Source organism: Salmonella sp. HY31, assembly GCF_042604575.1.
GTDB lineage: Bacteria > Pseudomonadota > Gammaproteobacteria > Enterobacterales > Enterobacteriaceae > Salmonella > Salmonella diarizonae.
In genome coordinates, this window is sequence record NZ_CP170479.1 from 4,447,834 (window position 1) to 4,465,153 (window position 17,320).

The window sequence follows — 17,320 nt, forward strand, 5'->3', positions numbered from 1 at the left end:
ATAAGACGTTCACGTCGCCATCCGGCAAAATCAATTAAGCTGGTTGCGCGTCATAAAAGCTTCCCCGCCCAGTTGGCGCATCTGGCGCAATATCCACGCCTGTCGACTACGCACATAGCCGGAAGGCGCATTCGCCTTATAGCGTAACGGATTTGGCAATACGGCCGCCAGCAACGCGGCTTCGGGCATACTTAAGCGGCTGGCGGGCTTATTGAAATATCGCCAGGCCGCAGCCTCCACGCCGAAAATACCATCGCCAAACTCCGCGATATTCAGATAAACCGTGAGGATGCGCTTTTTGCTCCAGACGGTTTCAATGCCCAGAGTCAGCCCGGCCTCCAGACCTTTGCGCACCCAACTTCGTCCATCCCATAAAAAGAGATTTTTCGCCGTTTGCTGCGAAAGCGTGGAGGCGCCACGAATACGGCTCTCATTCCGCTCATTATGCGCCAGCGCTTTTTCAATCGCCGGAACATCAAAGCCCCAATGCTCAGGGAACTTCTGGTCTTCCGCCGCAATTACCGCCAGCCCCATCCACGGCGAGATATCTGCCATGCTGACCCAGTCAGAACGCGCCACATACCCGAACTCTCCGCTCAGCCAGGCGCTAATCTGCCGTTCCGCCATCACCGCCGAAAAAGGCACCGGAACCACGCTAAACAGAGCAATACCGCCGCCCCAAAAGACGGCGAGCGCAACAAGAGTACGTAAAAGTAGACGGCGCAAAAACGTTAACGGCGCGATGCGTCGTTTGCTCATTCCGCCAGAACCAGCACGCGCGACACTAATTTATCAATGCCGCTTGCCGCCTGGGCGATATCCTGTGCCAACATATAGGCAGGGGTGGTCACGACCTTGTTATCCTCGTCCACAACGATATCATCAACCGGGCAAGGTACGTGTTCGGCGCCCATCTCTTCAAGTACTTCAGCGGTATCAATATCCGTCCCTATCGTCAGACGTAACGGGAAGTCAAAGATTTTCGGCAACATTGCGGGCGCGATACAGATGAATCCCAGCGGCTTGCCGGTCTGGTGCATGGCCTTCGCCAGCGCGGCTAAATCGCTATCCACACGGCATTCGCTCCCCCGGCTGGCGAAATTACTCAGGTTCTTCGCCGCGCCGAAACCACCAGGCACAATGAGCGCATCCAGTTCCTCTGGCTGAGCCTGGGACAGGGGACGAATCTCGCCCCGCGTAATACGCGCCGCCTCAATCAGGACATTACGCGTTTCCGCCATCGCTTCGCCGGTCAGGTGATTAATGACATCCGCTTGTGGTTTATCCGGCGCGAAGCAGACAGCCTGCGCGCCGCTGCGGGCAATGGCCAACAACGTCAGAACGGCCTCATGAATTTCGGCGCCGTCATAGACGCCGCATCCGCTGAGCACTACGCCAATTTTTTTCATGGTGAACATCCTCCTGCAACCGACTCAAGCCCATTAATAATTTTGATTAAAATGCTACGCTTCACACATTTAAATGATTCATGTAACAAATCATTTAGGATTTGCTATCTTAACTGCGTGCGGCCTGAAAATAGGACTGCGCCTTTTACATCATCATAATAAGCACGGCGCAGCCACGATTTCCCTGGTGTTGGCGCAGTATTCGCGCACCCCGGTCAAACCGGGGTCATTTTTTTTCCGCGTTTGCCACCCAGGCTTTCAGCACCGCGACGTCGTGCTGCCACTCCTGCTTCATCTCTTCAATCCATTCTGCGACGTTATCTTCCCAGGCGGGAAGATCCGGCGACTGGATTTGCTGGCCAAGCTGCTGCAGATGACGCAGCCCTACCGAACCGGCGGCGCCTTTAATCTTATGCCCTTCCTCAACGACGCCTTTTTTGTCACGCGCCGTCAGATTGGACTCCAGCACGCTTAAATAGCCAGGCATCATTTTTTCAAACACTGCGAGACCGTCGGTGATCAATTTAGGCCCGACCAGCTCGATGTACTGTTCCAGCATCGGGATATCCAGCAGCGCTTGCGCTTTATCGCTCTCTTCAGGCGTCACGGTACTCTCCTCTTTATCGGTGGCATCCCAGAATTTTTTAATCATCGCAGTTAAGGCCGGCACCGACAGCGGCTTACTCAGCACATCGTCCATACCGGCGTCCAGATACTCTTTTTTATCTTTCAGAACGTTAGCCGTGAGCGCCACCAGCGGCGGTAAATCTTCCCGCGTGTGGCGACGGGTTAGTTCTCTGGCGATATCCAGACCCGTCATATCCGGTAGCTGAATATCCAGTAAGACCAGGTCGTATTCGCCCGGCACGAACATCTCCAGCGCCGCCTTGCCGGTCATCGCGACATCCACGCTGTTACCCAGTTTTTCCAGTACCGAACGCGCCACGATCACGTTCAGTTCAATATCTTCGACCAGCAGAACATGCAGCGCGGGCAGCGGCATGTCGTCTTCATCAAAGGCGTCCTCCACCTCTTCCGCCACCGCTGGCGCATGAACCGTTAGCGTAAAGGTCGATCCTTTGCCCGGCAAACTGGAAACGGTAATATCGCCCCCCATATTTTTCGCCAGCCGACGGGAGACCGCCAGCCCGATACCAGTACCCGTCGCCGGTTTACCGCCATGACTGTCTTTCACCTGATAATACATGGCGAAAATTTTATCCTGCTCATCCTGCGGAATGCCGATCCCGGAATCTTCTACTTCAAAGTGCAGCATGTCGCCTTCCTCATAGCGCGCCCGCACCGTAACCTGGCCCTGCTGAGTAAACTTCACCGCATTGCTGATCAAATTCCACAGAATCTGGCGCAGACGCGTTCCGTCGGTAATGACTTTGTGCGGCAGCGGCAACGTCGGCTCAAGCACAAAACGTAGACCTTTTTGCTGCGCCTGCAAACCGGAAAGGTTTTCCAGATCGGCCATAAAGCTGGTGAAATCAACCGGTTGGTTATCAAGCTGAACCTTACGCCGTTCCATCTTATCCATGTCAATGATATCATTGAAAATATTGCCTAACGTCACGGCGGAGACATGGATCGTCTTAAGGTATTTTTCCTGTTCGGCGGTGAGATCGGTATCCAGCAGGATGCGGCTTAAACCGACGATGCCGTTAAGCGGGGTACGCAGTTCATGGCTGATCGTAGAGATAAACGTGGTCTTGTCGCGGCTGGCGCGTTCAAGCGCGTCCTGATAACGCTTACGCTCGGTAATATCACGGCCAAATCCCATCAGGCCATGACGTTTACCGACACGGTCATAATAAGGCACTTTACGAATTTCAAAGCAGGCTTTCCGTCCGTCCGGGTAATCCAGCCACTGTTCGTAGGTCAGAGAGACGTTATGGCGGAATACTTTTTCATCGGTTTCAATGACTTTCTCCGCCGCTTCGGGAGAGTACACATCTTCCGGCTTCAAATGCACCAACTGTTTTTCACTCTTGCCGGTTAGCAATTCCATTGCGCGGTTACAGCCGGAAAATTCTTTATCCTCATTACGATAAAAAACCAAATCCGGCGAGGCGTCCAGAAATGAGCGCAAAAAAGAGGATTGCTGTTCTAGCTGGATTTGCGCCTCTTCACGCTCTTTAATTTCTACTTTTAGCTGTTCAAATGTCTCATGTAGCTCCGCTTCCGCTTTTTCGCGATCGGCAATTTCCTGATTAAGCTGGGCAATATTGTCCTTCAACTGTACGTTAAGCTTGAGATCGCGCTCGCGCATCTCCTCCAGCTTTTGCACCAGACGCGACAGTCGCTGCCTTGACTCTTCCAGTTGTTCAACAACAACCGATAAGAAATAGACCGCCCAGGGCGTAATTAACAGGCCAAAAAAGATAGAACGAATGACGTCGATACTTTCGACCTGACCATGCAGCACCATGGTCACTGCCATCTGCACGACAATCGCCAGCACCACCAACGCCAACGCCAGGAGCATGGAAAAGCGCACCAGACCCAGTTTCATCATCAGGTCGACATAGTATTGCGCCAGCATACGAATTTGCTTCATAGAGGATTCCTTCACCACAACTTCGCACATAATACCCAATTATGAGAACCGCGTTGAATATTGTGCGAAATATGCGTAGCGCCCCTCATCACGCTACGCTATGGGAGGTATCCAGGGACGGGCCAGCGCAGATCCCTGTACGCCATGCTCATTCAGGTATTTGTCCAACTCAACCATCCCCGTCCAGCGATTCTCGCACCACAGAGGGGCGAGCAGCGTCGGACGGCGCGCGCTGGCGGAAATCCGGTGATAAATCACCTCCGGCGGCGTATGACGAATCATCTCCCCTGCCGTTAGCGTGTAATCGTCCAGCGCAATGCCGTTCAGCCTCCCCGACTCCCAGGCTTTCGCCATAATACTGCCTTTGACGATATGCAGCGGGTGCAGTTTAATGCCGTCCACGCCCGTTTCCACAACGCGAGTCAGCGTTTGCAGGCATTCACTTTGCCCCTCGCCCGGCAGCCCCACAATCAGATGCGCGCACACTTTCAACCCGCTCTCACGGGCAATCCGGGTGGTACGCTGATAGCAGGCGAAGTCATGCCCGCGATTAATACGGCGCAGCGTTTTATCGTGCGCGGTTTGCAGTCCCAGTTCCAGCCACACCTCATAGCCTTGATCTTTATATTCACACAATAAATCTACTACCGCCTGCGGTACGCAATCCGGACGCGTACCGACGCATAATCCGACGATGCTGGCCTGACTGACGGCCTGTTGATACATGGAACGTAGCACCTGCACTTCTGCAAAGGTGCTGGTGTAGGCCTGGAAATAGGCCAGATAGCGTTTAGCGCGGTTCACCAGATGCGCCTGATGCGCAAGCTGCTCGGCAATCGAATGATGCTGCTGCGCCTCATCGGCAAAAGAGGCGACATTACAGAAGGTGCAGCCGCCGCGCCCGATGGTGCCGTCGCGATTAGGGCAGCTAAAACCGCCATGAAGCGTCAGCTTATGAACCTTTTGCCCATACCGACGTAAAAGATCCCCACCAAACATATTGACTAATTTCTGTAACTGCATAATCTGATAGACCGCCTCTTAAAAAGAGGCCAAAGCCTGCCATTTTTAGCCTCCTTTGGCGATGACCTGGATCAATCGCCCCGGAAGGCGTTTACTTATTGCATAATAAAGCAAAATAAACGATATTTCATTCATAAAACTGCTGATGATTTTTTCTGATATTCCCCTCTTTTTTCAACGTCTGAAGGTTCGTCGATAAAAACAGTAGCATTAAATGCCGCTTATACTTAAATCAGCATAAAATGCTAAGATTTTTGGAAAAACAAGGTCAGACAGGACCTGACAAGCGGCTCTTATAGTGAGACAGATCACAGGATTTCTGCCGCTCCGCTTTGGCCGCCTTTCTATAAAAACCTTTTAATTTCAATGGATTCAAAAAGTTATCTGTACTACAGCACACTTTTGCATAAATCAGTTTGCCATTTGACCTGGGTGTGGATTCCCGATAAGTTGGGAATCCGCTGGAAGCTTTCTGGATGAGCCGTCTGCTCATCATATTTATGCAGTAATTGAGATTCCCTCTTAACCGTATTTACCAATGCGAAAAGGACATAAAGAGGGCGAATGCGAGGTAAGCGTATGATGCGCCAGCCCCGTCGCCATGCTCTTGCTGTGCCCGCGCGCCATCGGTTGGGAGAGCGTCCCGTAGAGCCTGGGGAGGTTCACTGATATGTTGTACGATAAATCCCTTGAGAAGGATAACTGTGGTTTCGGCCTGATCGCCCACATAGAAGGCGAACCTAGCCACAAGGTAGTGCGTACCGCCATACACGCGCTGGCCCGCATGCAGCACCGTGGCGCGATCCTTGCCGACGGTAAAACCGGCGACGGTTGCGGCTTGCTATTACAAAAACCTGACCGTTTCTTTCGCATCGTGGCCGAAGAGCGCGGCTGGCGCTTAGCCAAAAACTACGCCGTCGGGATGATCTTTTTGAATAAAGATCCTGAACTGGCCGCCGCGTCACGCCATATTGTCGAAGAAGAATTACAACAGGAAACCCTGTCGATTGTCGGCTGGCGCGATGTACCAACCAATGAAGGCGTGCTCGGTGAAATCGCCCTCTCCTCCCTGCCGCGTATTGAGCAGATTTTTGTCAACGCTCCGGCGGGCTGGCGTCCGCGCGATATGGAACGCCGTCTGTTTATCGCCCGCCGCCGCATTGAAAAGCGCTTGCAGGACGACAAAGATTTCTACGTGTGCAGCCTGTCGAACCTGGTCAACATTTATAAAGGTCTGTGTATGCCGGCGGATCTGCCGCGCTTCTACCTGGATCTCGCGGATCTGCGTCTGGAATCGGCTATCTGCCTGTTCCACCAGCGCTTTTCCACTAACACCGTGCCGCGCTGGCCGCTGGCGCAGCCGTTCCGCTACCTGGCGCACAACGGCGAGATTAACACCATTACCGGCAACCGCCAGTGGGCGCGCGCCCGTACCTATAAATTCCAGACGCCGCTGATCCCAGATTTACAGTCCGCCGCGCCGTTTGTTAACGAAACCGGTTCGGATTCCAGCTCGCTGGACAATATGCTGGAACTGCTGCTGGCAGGCGGGATGGACATCATCCGCGCCATGCGCCTGTTGGTGCCGCCCGCCTGGCAGAACAACCCGGATATGGACCCGGATCTGCGCGCCTTCTTCGACTTTAACTCCATGCACATGGAGCCGTGGGACGGCCCGGCAGGCATCGTGATGTCCGACGGGCGCTTCGCCGCTTGTAACCTCGACCGTAACGGCCTGCGCCCGGCACGCTATGTCATCACCAAAGACAAGCTGATCACCTGCGCCTCGGAAGTCGGTATCTGGGACTATCAGCCGGATGAAGTGGTCGAGAAAGGTCGCGTCGGTCCCGGCGAGCTGATGGTGATCGACACCCGCGGGGGACGTATCCTGCATTCCGCGGAAACTGATGACGATCTAAAAAGTCGCCATCCGTATAAAGCGTGGATGGAAAAGAATGTCCGCCGTCTGGTGCCATTTGAAGATCTGCCGGATGAAGAAGTCGGTAGCCGCGAACTGGACGACGACCTGCTTGCCAGCTATCAGAAACAGTTTAACTACAGCGCCGAAGAGCTGGACTCGGTTATCCGCGTGTTAGGTGAAAACGGCCAGGAAGCAGTTGGCTCAATGGGCGACGATACCCCCTTTGCCGTGCTCTCCAGCCAGCCGCGTATTATTTACGACTACTTCCGCCAACAGTTCGCGCAGGTCACTAACCCGCCTATCGACCCGCTGCGTGAAGCGCACGTCATGTCGCTCGCCACCAGCATCGGTCGCGAAATGAACGTCTTCTGCGAAGCGGAAGGTCAGGCCCATCGCCTGAGTTTTAAATCGCCGATCCTGCTGTACTCCGATTTCAAACAGCTCACCACCATGACCGAGCATCACTACCGCGCCGACTGGCTTGACATTACCTTTGATGTCACCGAAACCTCGCTGGATGCGACGGTCAAAGCACTGTGCGATAAAGCGGAACAGATGGTGCGTAATGGCACCGTGCTGCTGGTCCTCTCGGATCGCAATATCGGTAAGAATCGCCTGCCGGTACCCGCGCCGATGGCGGTGGGCGCGGTGCAGACGCGTCTGGTAGAACAAAGCCTGCGCTGCGACGCCAACATCATCGTAGAAACCGGAAGCGCCCGCGATCCGCACCACTTTGCGGTGCTGCTGGGCTTTGGCGCGACGGCCATCTATCCGTATCTGGCCTACGAAACGCTGGGGCGTCTGATTGATACCCAGGCCATCGCCAAAAACTACCGTACCGTGATGCAGAACTACCGTAACGGCATCAACAAAGGACTGTACAAGATCATGTCCAAAATGGGCATTTCGACCATTGCCTCTTACCGCTGCTCCAAACTGTTTGAAGCGGTCGGGCTGCACGATGATGTGGTAAACCTGTGCTTCCAGGGCGTGGTCAGCCGTATCGGCGGCGCGAGCTTCGATGACTTCCAACAGGATCTGCTGAATCTCTCTAAACGCGCCTGGCTGGCGCGCAAACCCATTAGCCCTGGCGGCCTGCTGAAGTACGTCCACGGCGGCGAATATCACGCCTATAACCCGGACGTGGTGCGCACCCTGCAACAGGCGGTACAGAGCGGCGAATACAGCGATTACAAAGAATATGCCGAGCTGGTCAACAACCGCCCGGCGGCAACGCTGCGCGATCTGCTGGCGATACATCCAGACGGCGAGGCGATCGCTATCGACGAGGTTGAGCCCGCCAGTGAGCTGTTTAAACGCTTTGATACCGCAGCCATGTCTATCGGCGCATTAAGTCCGGAAGCGCACGAAGCGCTGGCGGAAGCGATGAACAGCCTCGGTGGCAACTCCAACTCCGGTGAAGGCGGTGAAGATCCGGCGCGCTACGGCACCAATAAAGTGTCGCGTATCAAACAGGTGGCCTCCGGTCGCTTTGGCGTGACGCCGGCCTACCTCGTGAATGCCGATGTGATTCAGATTAAAGTCGCGCAGGGCGCGAAGCCAGGCGAAGGCGGTCAGTTGCCGGGGGATAAAGTGACGCCATATATCGCCAAACTGCGCTATTCAGTACCGGGCGTGACGCTGATCTCCCCGCCGCCGCATCACGATATCTACTCTATCGAGGATTTAGCGCAGCTCATTTTCGACCTCAAACAGGTCAACCCGAAAGCGATGATCTCGGTGAAGCTGGTGTCCGAGCCGGGCGTCGGCACTATCGCTACCGGCGTGGCGAAAGCCTATTCGGATCTGATCACCATCGCCGGCTACGACGGCGGCACCGGTGCCAGCCCGCTCTCTTCCGTGAAATATGCGGGCTGTCCGTGGGAACTCGGACTTGTTGAAACCCAGCAGGCGCTGGTCGCCAATGGCTTGCGTCACAAGATTCGTCTGCAGGTCGATGGCGGCCTGAAAACTGGCGTAGACATCATTAAAGCGGCGATTCTCGGTGCGGAAAGTTTCGGCTTCGGCACCGGCCCGATGGTGGCGCTGGGCTGTAAATACCTGCGTATTTGTCATCTGAACAACTGCGCAACCGGCGTGGCGACGCAGGATGAAAAACTGCGTAAGAACCACTATCACGGTCTGCCGTTCAAAGTGACCAACTACTTTGAATTTATCGCCCGCGAAGTGCGCGAGCTGATGGCCGAACTGGGCGTGACCCGCCTGGTGGATTTGATTGGCCGCACCGACCTGCTTAAAGAGTTGGAGGGCTTCACCGCTAAACAGCAGAAGCTGGCGCTGTCTCGCCTGCTGGAAACCGCACAGCCGCATCCTGGCAAAGCGCTGTACTGCACCGAGAATAACCCGCCGTTTGATAACGGCGTGCTGAATGCGCAACTGTTGCAGCAGGCAAAACCGTTTGTTGATGCACGCCAGAGCAAAACCTTCTGGTTCGATATTCGCAACACCGATCGTTCCGTTGGGGCGTCGCTTTCCGGCTATATCGCGCAGACCCACGGCGATCAGGGGCTGGCTTCCGATCCGATTAAAGCGCACTTCAGCGGTACTGCAGGCCAGAGCTTCGGCGTGTGGAACGCGGGCGGCGTGGAGCTATATCTGACCGGCGATGCCAATGACTATGTCGGTAAAGGTATGGCGGGCGGTTTGATCGCCATCAGACCACCGGTAGGCTCCGCCTTCCTCAGTCATAAAGCCAGCATTATCGGCAACACCTGCCTGTATGGGGCGACCGGTGGCCGTCTGTACGCGGCGGGCCGCGCGGGCGAACGTTTCGGCGTGCGTAACTCCGGGGCGATTACCGTGGTAGAGGGCATCGGCGACAACGGCTGTGAATACATGACCGGCGGCATCGTCTGCGTGCTGGGTAAAACCGGCGTTAACTTCGGCGCGGGAATGACCGGCGGCTTCGCCTACGTGCTGGACGAAGACGGCGAATTCCGTAAACGCGTGAACCCGGAACTGGTGGAAGTACTGGACGTCGATTCGCTGGCTATCCACGAAGAGCATCTGCGCGGCCTGATCACCGAGCACGTGCAACATACTGGTTCGCAACGCGGCGAAGAGATCCTGTCCAGGTGGTCAAGCTTCTCAACCCAATTCGCGTTAGTTAAACCCAAGTCCAGCGATGTCAAAGCCCTGTTGGGCCACCGTAGTCGTAGTGCGGCAGAATTGCGCGTGCAGGCGCAGTAAGGAATTGAAATGAGCCAGAATGTTTATCAATTTATCGACCTGCAGCGCGTTGATCCGCCGAAGAAACCGCTGAAGATCCGTAAGATCGAGTTTGTTGAAATCTACGAACCGTTTTCTGAAGGCCAGGCGAAAGCCCAGGCGGATCGCTGTTTATCCTGTGGTAACCCATACTGCGAGTGGAAATGCCCGGTACATAACTACATCCCAAACTGGCTGAAACTGGCTAACGAAGGGCGTATTTTTGAGGCGGCTGAGCTATCGCACCAGACTAACACTCTGCCGGAAGTGTGCGGCCGTGTCTGCCCGCAGGACCGTCTGTGCGAAGGTTCTTGTACGCTGCACGATGAGTTTGGCGCGGTGACCATCGGCAACATCGAACGTTATATCAATGATAAAGCGTTTGAGATGGGCTGGCGCCCGGATATGACCGGCGTGCGCCAGACTGACAAACGGGTAGCGATTATCGGCGCAGGCCCGGCAGGGCTGGCGTGCGCCGACGTGCTGACCCGCAACGGCGTGAAGGCGGTGGTCTTTGACCGCCATCCGGAAATCGGCGGCCTGCTGACCTTCGGTATTCCAGCTTTCAAACTGGAAAAAGAGGTGATGACCCGCCGCCGTGAAATCTTCACCGGCATGGGCATTGAGTTCAAACTCAATGTTGAAGTGGGCCGCGACGTCGAACTTGACGAGCTGTTGAAAGAGTACGACGCAGTGTTCCTTGGTGTCGGTACCTATCAGTCGATGCGCGGCGGGCTGGAAAATGAAAATGCGGACGGGGTTTTCGACGCTCTGCCGTTCCTTATCGCCAATACGAAGCAGATCATGGGGTTTGGCGAAACCAGTAACGAGCCATATGTCAGCATGGAAGGCAAACGCGTGGTGGTGCTGGGCGGCGGCGATACCGCAATGGACTGCGTGCGTACCTCCATTCGTCAGGGCGCCACGCACGTGACCTGTGCTTATCGTCGTGATGAGGAGAACATGCCTGGTTCCAGACGCGAAGTGAAAAACGCGCGCGAGGAAGGTGTCGAGTTCCAGTTTAACGTGCAGCCGCTGGGCATTGAAGTCAATGCCAACGGCAAAGTAAGCGGCGTAAAAATGGTGCGTACTGAAATGGGCGAACCGGACGCCAAAGGCCGTCGACGGGCGGAGATCGTCGCCGGCTCCGAGCATGTGGTTCCGGCTGATGCGGTGGTGATGGCGTTTGGTTTTCGTCCACACAGCATGGAATGGCTGGCGAAACACAGCGTGGAACTGGACTCGCAAGGACGAATTATCGCGCCGGAACGCAGCGATAATGCTTTCCAGACCAGCAACCCGAAAATCTTCGCTGGTGGCGACATCGTGCGCGGTTCCGATCTGGTGGTGACGGCAATTGCCGAAGGCCGTAAAGCGGCTGACGGGATTATGAACTACCTTGAAGTGTAACCCTTCCGGCTCCCCGGTTGATGCCTTGTGCTGGTGGCAGGAGAGATATTCTTCTCCTCAATATCTCTCCTGCCGGTTCTGGAAACCCGCTCGTAAATCGAGATGTAATACCATGTAAAATCCGTTCACGGATTGATCCGTTTACGCCTGAGGCGTATTGATAGCGTTCTAATTTCACATTGAAACTATCACGTAAGGGATGACATGACGAATCCAACTTTATCGCCACAGTCTGATGAATATCAGCAAATTCATGACGGCATCATCCGGCTAGTGGATACGGCCCGTACTGAGACCGTACGCAGTATCAATACCATCATGACCGCCACCTATTAGGAAATTGGCCGACGCATTGTCGAATTTGAACAGGAGGAGAAGCGCGAGCGGCCTATGGTACTCAGCTTATCGAACGATTGGCGGTAGATTTAAGCCAGCGCTATAAGCGCGGTTTTTCCACCAGAAACCTATGGCAAATTCGTACATTTTATCTTTGTTTTCAACATATTGAAATTCCGCAGACACTGTCTGCGGAATCTAATAGCATACTGCTCGCCAAAACATTCCCTCTTCCCTGGTCAGCTTATGTGCGTCTGCTGTCGGTGAAAGATAACGATGCCCGCCGCTTTTATGAAAAAGAGACTTTACGTAACGCTGCTGGCTGATGAACTTGTGCGCTCACAAAACCTGTTGGAGACGCGCAAATCATAATGCCAGAGACCGCCAGATATTATCCCCGATAACTCAAATATCGCCTCTTCACGATGCTATATGTAAATCCGTACGTAAACGTTTGCATTCATCAAAAAAATGTATATTATGCGGCGGATTTTTTGGCCAAATTTCAAGGAGGCGTTGTGTCGCAGGACAACAATTATAGCCAGGGGCCAGTTCCCCAGGCGGCGCGGAAAGGCGTGATTCCACTGACGTTTGTCATGTTGGGTTTAACGTTTTTTTCCGCCAGTATGTGGACCGGAGGGACGCTCGGCACCGGCCTTTCCTATCATGATTTCTTCCTCGCAGTTCTCTTCGGTAATCTCCTCCTCGGTATCTACACTGCATTTCTTGGCTACATCGGCGCAAAAACCGGACTCTCCACCCACCTCCTTGCACGTTACTCCTTTGGCGTTAAAGGCTCATGGCTTCCCTCCTTGCTGCTTGGCGGCACACAGGTAGGCTGGTTTGGCGTTGGCGTAGCGATGTTCGCTATTCCGGTCAGTAAAGCGACGGGCATTGATGCCAATATCCTGATTGCCGTTTCGGGTCTGCTGATGACCCTGACCATCTTTTTCGGCATCTCGGCGTTGACCATTTTGTCTATCATTGCCGTACCCGCGATCGTTATTCTGGGTAGCTACTCCGTCTGGCTGGCGGTCAGCGGCGTGGGTGGGCTGGAGCATTTAAAAACGATAATGCCGCAGACACCGCTGGATTTTTCCAGCGCGCTGGCGCTGGTGGTGGGATCATTTGTCAGCGCCGGTACATTGACCGCCGACTTCGTCCGCTTCGGGCGTCGTGCCAAAAGCGCCGTACTGATTGCGATGGTCGCTTTTTTCCTCGGTAACTCGCTGATGTTTATCTTTGGCGCGGCAGGCGCTGCCGCCGTCGGTCAAGCGGATATCTCTGACGTGATGATCGCGCAGGGGCTGTTGCTGCCCGCGATTGTGGTGCTCGGCCTGAATATCTGGACCACCAACGACAACGCGCTGTACGCATCGGGCCTGGGTTTCGCCAATATTACCGGCCTTTCCAGCCGCACGCTGTCGGTGGCTAACGGTATTATCGGTACCGTGTGCGCGCTGTGGCTTTACAATAATTTTGTCGGCTGGCTGACGTTCCTCTCATCTGCCATCCCACCGATTGGCGGGGTGATTATTGCCGACTACCTGTTAAACCGCCGCCGCTATGCCGACTTCAACACCGCGCGCTTTATTCCTGTTAACTGGATTGCTATTCTTTCCGTCGCGCTGGGCATCGCCGCCGGACATTATGTTCCAGGTATTGTGCCCGTCAACGCCGTACTCGGCGGCGTCTTCAGCTATATCTTGTTGAATCCACTTTGCAATCGCAGCTTTGCGAAATCCCCGGAGATCGGCCATGCAGAATAATTCCCTTACCATCCGTCAGGCGCGTCTGCAGGGGCGCGAAGGATTGTGGCAGCTCACGATTGAAAACGGTCGCTTTAGCCGTATTGAACCGCAGGAAGCGGCCTCGTTGGCGCAAGGCGAAGCGCTGGATGCCGAAGGTGGGCTGGTCATCCCGCCGTTTGTTGAGCCACATATTCACCTGGACACCACGCAAACCGCAGGCGAACCGAACTGGAATCAGTCGGGGACGCTGTTTGAAGGGATTGAGCGCTGGGCCGAACGTAAAGCGATGCTCACCCACGAAGACGTGAAGTCACGTGCGATGCAAACCCTCAAGTGGCAGATGGCCAACGGCATCCAGTATGTCCGTACTCACGTTGACGTTTCTGACCCGACGCTGACGGCACTGAAAGCGATGCTGGAAGTGAAGCAGGAGGTTGCGCCATGGGTAGACCTGCAAATCGTCGCCTTCCCGCAAGAAGGTATTCTTTCTTACCCCAACGGTGAAGCGCTGTTAGAGGAAGCCGTACGTTTGGGCGCTGACGTTATTGGCGCAATCCCGCACTTTGAGTTCACGCGGGAATATGGCGTTGAATCGCTGCACAAAACCTTCGCCCTGGCACAGAAATACGACAGACTGATCGATGTGCACTGCGACGAAATTGATGATGAGCAGTCTCGCTTTGTCGAAACGGTCGCGGCGCTGGCGCATCGCGATGGCATGGGCGCGCGCGTCACTGCCAGTCATACCACCGCAATGCACTCCTATAACGGCGCCTACGCTTCACGCCTGTTCCGCCTATTGAAAATGTCGGGGATTAACTTCATTGCTAACCCGCTGGTGAATATCCACTTGCAAGGGCGGTTTGATACCTATCCCAAGCGCCGCGGCGTAACCCGCGTGAAAGAGATGCTGGAGACGGGCATTAATGTCTGCTTTGGTCATGATGACGTATTCGATCCGTGGTATCCGCTGGGTACCGCCAATATGCTGCAGGTGCTACACATGGGGTTACACGTTTGCCAGTTGATGGGATACGGACAAATCAATGATGGGCTGAATTTGATCACCACCCACAGCGCGAAAACTCTGCATTTACCGGACTACGGCCTGAACGTCGGCAATTCCGCGAATCTGGTTATCTTACCGGCTGAGAATGGATTCGACGCGGTGCGCCGCCAGACGCCTGCCCGTTACTCGATTCGCCACGGGCGGGTTATTGCCGAGACGGTGCCGAGCCAGACAACGCTGCACCTGACCCAGCCGGAAGCCGTGACGTTTAAGCGCTAACCGACACCTTCACAACGCAGCCCCGCAAAGGGGCCTGCGTTTATATTTCATCCACAATGCACGGAAAACTACAAGTGGATGAGAACTGCCACTGGGATAAAATCGGCGCTGTCGATCTGCGCCAAATCCACCGCGGCAACGCCAGTCCCTTACAGAGTTAACGTGCAGGCGCTGAAACTAACGGCAGAGGCGCGCCATACTCGTTGACGTAAGTCAGCACTGGAGCGCTTATCACGTTGTCCGCTTTAACCTTCATCGCCGCGCTGCCCCCGGGCGCAATCACTAACGGCGAATGCATGAGGGTTCCGAATCGATGCGTTTACCTTGCCGGAAGGATACTTCCGGCAAGAGATTTAGGCCGCCAGCAGACTGGCGCGTACCTTCACTACCACTTTCTTGATGTCATCCGGCTCACCAACTGCACATCCCGGTTTATGCGGTTCTCCCGGCATAAACACAGCAAACATCCCCGCTTGCAGCGTAATAGCCTGCTCGTCGGCGATTTTACTACAAAGCTGGTAATCCTCTTCAACGTGCATCTCCTCGCACTGGCGAGCGGCGCCGGACATCCCGAACGCAATACGCTCGGCGCCGGTCAGCAGTAGCTGAATATCAATGTATTGCTCATGCAATTCCGCTTTCTTCTCTGCAGGCATTTGCGTCGTTAACTGCATCACATTCATAAAGATATTGTCGCCCTGCAATTCATAGCGCCCCGGCGCTTTCTCCTGCGGCCTTGCCGCCAGCGCGAGGGTCAATGCATCCAGCAGTCGCGGATGCAACCCGCAAGAAGGCAACGACCGTACTTCACCCATCATCATAATGTGTCTCCTTGAGCTAACAGAGCAGCGCCCAATAATCCTGCGTCATGCCGATAGCGAGCGGCGCTCAGCGCCACGTGATAAGGCGCAGGTTCTTGCATCAAAAACGCACGAACCTGCTCCAGGTATCCCTCAGCTAACCCTACACTGCCGCCAATGATCACACATTGGCAGTCGGTGGTCGCTTTCACATCGGCGACCAGTCGCGCCATTACCTGCGCGGATTGGCTTACCAGATGCCGCGCCTGCTGATGGCCTTCGCCAGCGCGAATAAATAGGGTTTTGGCGTCGCATCCCGCCAGATCGTCGCGTGCCGCCGCGGCCATCCCTCGTCCAGAGGCGATGGCCTCTACGCAGCCAACGCGTCCACAGCCGCACACGGGCCCGTGTGGGTCCGCCAGAGTGTGTCCCAGATGCCCGGCCAGACCGCCTTTTCCGGTAAGAAGCTTGCCGTCGCAAACAACGCCGCCGCCAACCCCTGTTGAAACGGTGATAAACACCATATCGCGGATATCATCAGGGAGCGCGTGATACTCCGCCCAGGCCGCCGCCTGCGCATCGTTCACCGCCAGCGTCGGCAGGCCAGCGATCGTTTCCAGTGTCCGAACTAACGGAAAGTGTAGCAAGCCACCCAGATTATGGGGGTTTAGCGCCAGCAGCATCCCTTCCTGAATGATCCCGGTAGAGGCTATCGCTACCTGACGCGCCTCTGCCCGTAGCGGTTCAACCAGCGCCTTTAATGCTTCACGTAACGCGTCCGGCGTTTTGCTCGCGGGGGTCGGCAGCTCGCGACGCTGGCTAATGCGCAAGTTTTTGTCGATGAGCGCGGCGGCAAGTTTAGTACCGCCAATATCGATTGCTAACGTAGTCATGACGCCGCCTTTTTTAATGCGTCGTTATACCATCCACAGATATGTTCCAGACGGGTAATGGCGGACCCCACCGTCACCGCCCATGCGCCATAACGGATCGCCTTCGCCGCCAGTGCTGGCGAGTTATAGCGCCCTTCGGCTATCACCCGGCATCCGGCGTCATGCAACGCTTTGACTAAGGGCAGATCGGGTTCCTCCGGCGTATCGGGGGTAGTGTAGCCGGACATTGTCGTGCCGATAATGTCCGCGCCCAACCGTTGGCAGGCGAGACCATCGTCCACGGATGAGCAGTCGGCCATCGCCAGTAGATGGTGGTGATGAATGCGCGCCAACAACGCCTCAACAGCTACCGGCCGTTGTCGAGCGGTTCCATCAACGGCGATAATATTTGCGCCTGCCTGCGCCAGCGCATCTACATCGTCGAGAAAAGGGGTAATGCGTACTGGAGACTCGTCCAGATCGCGTTTGATAATGCCGATAATCGGTACCGAAACGAGCGAGCGGGTCACACGCAGGTTGTCTATGCCTTCAATACGCACCGCAACCGCGCCCGCCTGTTCCGCCGCCAACGCCATTGCCGCTACAATCTCCGGCTTATCCAGCGGACTGCCAGGAACGGGCTGGCAGGAGACAATCAAACCGCCAGAAGCGGCAATATTTTTATCCAGTTGTTCAAGTAACGACATACTACTCCCTTA

12 protein-coding genes and 1 pseudogene are annotated in these 17,320 nt (G+C 55.2%); 5 read left to right on the forward strand and 8 right to left on the reverse strand.

What is annotated here, in order from left to right:
- Nucleotides 1-30: 30 nt before the first annotated feature.
- The 4 genes from mtgA to ACE15A_RS21340 form a co-directional block, all read right to left on the reverse strand.
- On the reverse strand, nt 31-759 hold the full coding sequence (mtgA, locus tag ACE15A_RS21325; RefSeq protein WP_023246379.1) for a monofunctional biosynthetic peptidoglycan transglycosylase: 729 nt from the start codon (nt 757-759) through the stop codon (nt 31-33).
- Nucleotides 756-1,409 (reverse strand): isoprenoid biosynthesis glyoxalase ElbB, encoded by a 654-nt coding sequence (gene elbB, locus ACE15A_RS21330; protein ID WP_023246378.1) that lies wholly within the window; start codon nt 1,407-1,409, stop codon nt 756-758. Before elbB ends, mtgA begins: the two co-directional genes overlap by 4 nt.
- Before the next feature lie 226 nt (nt 1,410-1,635).
- Nucleotides 1,636-3,972, reverse strand: coding sequence for an aerobic respiration two-component sensor histidine kinase ArcB (arcB, locus tag ACE15A_RS21335; protein WP_053508289.1), 2,337 nt, complete (start codon nt 3,970-3,972; stop codon nt 1,636-1,638).
- Nucleotides 3,973-4,065: 93 nt separating this feature from the next.
- Nucleotides 4,066-4,995, reverse strand: a complete 930-nt coding sequence (locus tag ACE15A_RS21340) for a TIGR01212 family radical SAM protein (RefSeq protein ID WP_053508291.1) — start codon at nt 4,993-4,995, stop codon at nt 4,066-4,068.
- A 670-nt stretch (nt 4,996-5,665) separates the two neighbouring features.
- Here ACE15A_RS21340 and gltB point away from each other — a divergent pair.
- From gltB to ACE15A_RS21365, 5 genes and pseudogenes are all read left to right on the forward strand, one after another.
- Nucleotides 5,666-10,126: a glutamate synthase large subunit gene (gltB, locus tag ACE15A_RS21345; protein ID WP_129382512.1), complete on the forward strand. Its 4,461-nt coding sequence runs from the start codon at nt 5,666-5,668 to the stop codon at nt 10,124-10,126.
- Nucleotides 10,127-10,135: 9 nt separating this feature from the next.
- Entirely contained in the window at nt 10,136-11,554 is a 1,419-nt protein-coding gene (gltD, locus tag ACE15A_RS21350) for a glutamate synthase subunit GltD (protein ID WP_023246374.1), read from the forward strand.
- 204 nt (nt 11,555-11,758) lie between these two features.
- Nucleotides 11,759-12,204, forward strand: a pseudogene (locus tag ACE15A_RS21355) (DUF1016 N-terminal domain-containing protein); the annotation flags it as partial.
- Nucleotides 12,205-12,408: 204 nt separating this feature from the next.
- Nucleotides 12,409-13,659, forward strand: coding sequence for a cytosine permease (gene codB / locus ACE15A_RS21360; RefSeq protein ID WP_023246373.1), 1,251 nt, complete (start codon nt 12,409-12,411; stop codon nt 13,657-13,659).
- A complete protein-coding gene (locus tag ACE15A_RS21365; RefSeq protein WP_023246372.1) occupies nt 13,649-14,929 on the forward strand; it encodes a cytosine deaminase in 1,281 nt (426 codons plus the stop codon). The genes codB and ACE15A_RS21365 overlap by 11 nt, the downstream gene beginning before the upstream one ends.
- Nucleotides 14,930-15,086: 157 nt before the next feature.
- On the opposite strand, the gene ACE15A_RS21370 is transcribed toward ACE15A_RS21365, so the two are convergent.
- From ACE15A_RS21370 to ACE15A_RS21385, 4 genes are read right to left on the reverse strand one after another with little or no spacing between them, the layout of a single operon-like run.
- Complete coding sequence (locus ACE15A_RS21370) at nt 15,087-15,227, reverse strand: hypothetical protein (protein ID WP_023246371.1); 141 nt, start codon at nt 15,225-15,227, stop codon at nt 15,087-15,089.
- 55 nt (nt 15,228-15,282) lie between these two features.
- Entirely contained in the window at nt 15,283-15,750 is a 468-nt protein-coding gene (gene nanQ, locus ACE15A_RS21375) for an N-acetylneuraminate anomerase (RefSeq protein ID WP_023246370.1), read from the reverse strand.
- Complete coding sequence (gene nanK, locus ACE15A_RS21380; protein ID WP_023246369.1) at nt 15,747-16,622, reverse strand: N-acetylmannosamine kinase; 876 nt, start codon at nt 16,620-16,622, stop codon at nt 15,747-15,749. The genes nanQ and nanK overlap by 4 nt, the downstream gene beginning before the upstream one ends.
- Entirely contained in the window at nt 16,619-17,308 is a 690-nt protein-coding gene (locus ACE15A_RS21385) for an N-acetylmannosamine-6-phosphate 2-epimerase (protein ID WP_023246368.1), read from the reverse strand. Before ACE15A_RS21385 ends, nanK begins: the two co-directional genes overlap by 4 nt.
- Nucleotides 17,309-17,320: the final 12 nt, after the last annotated feature.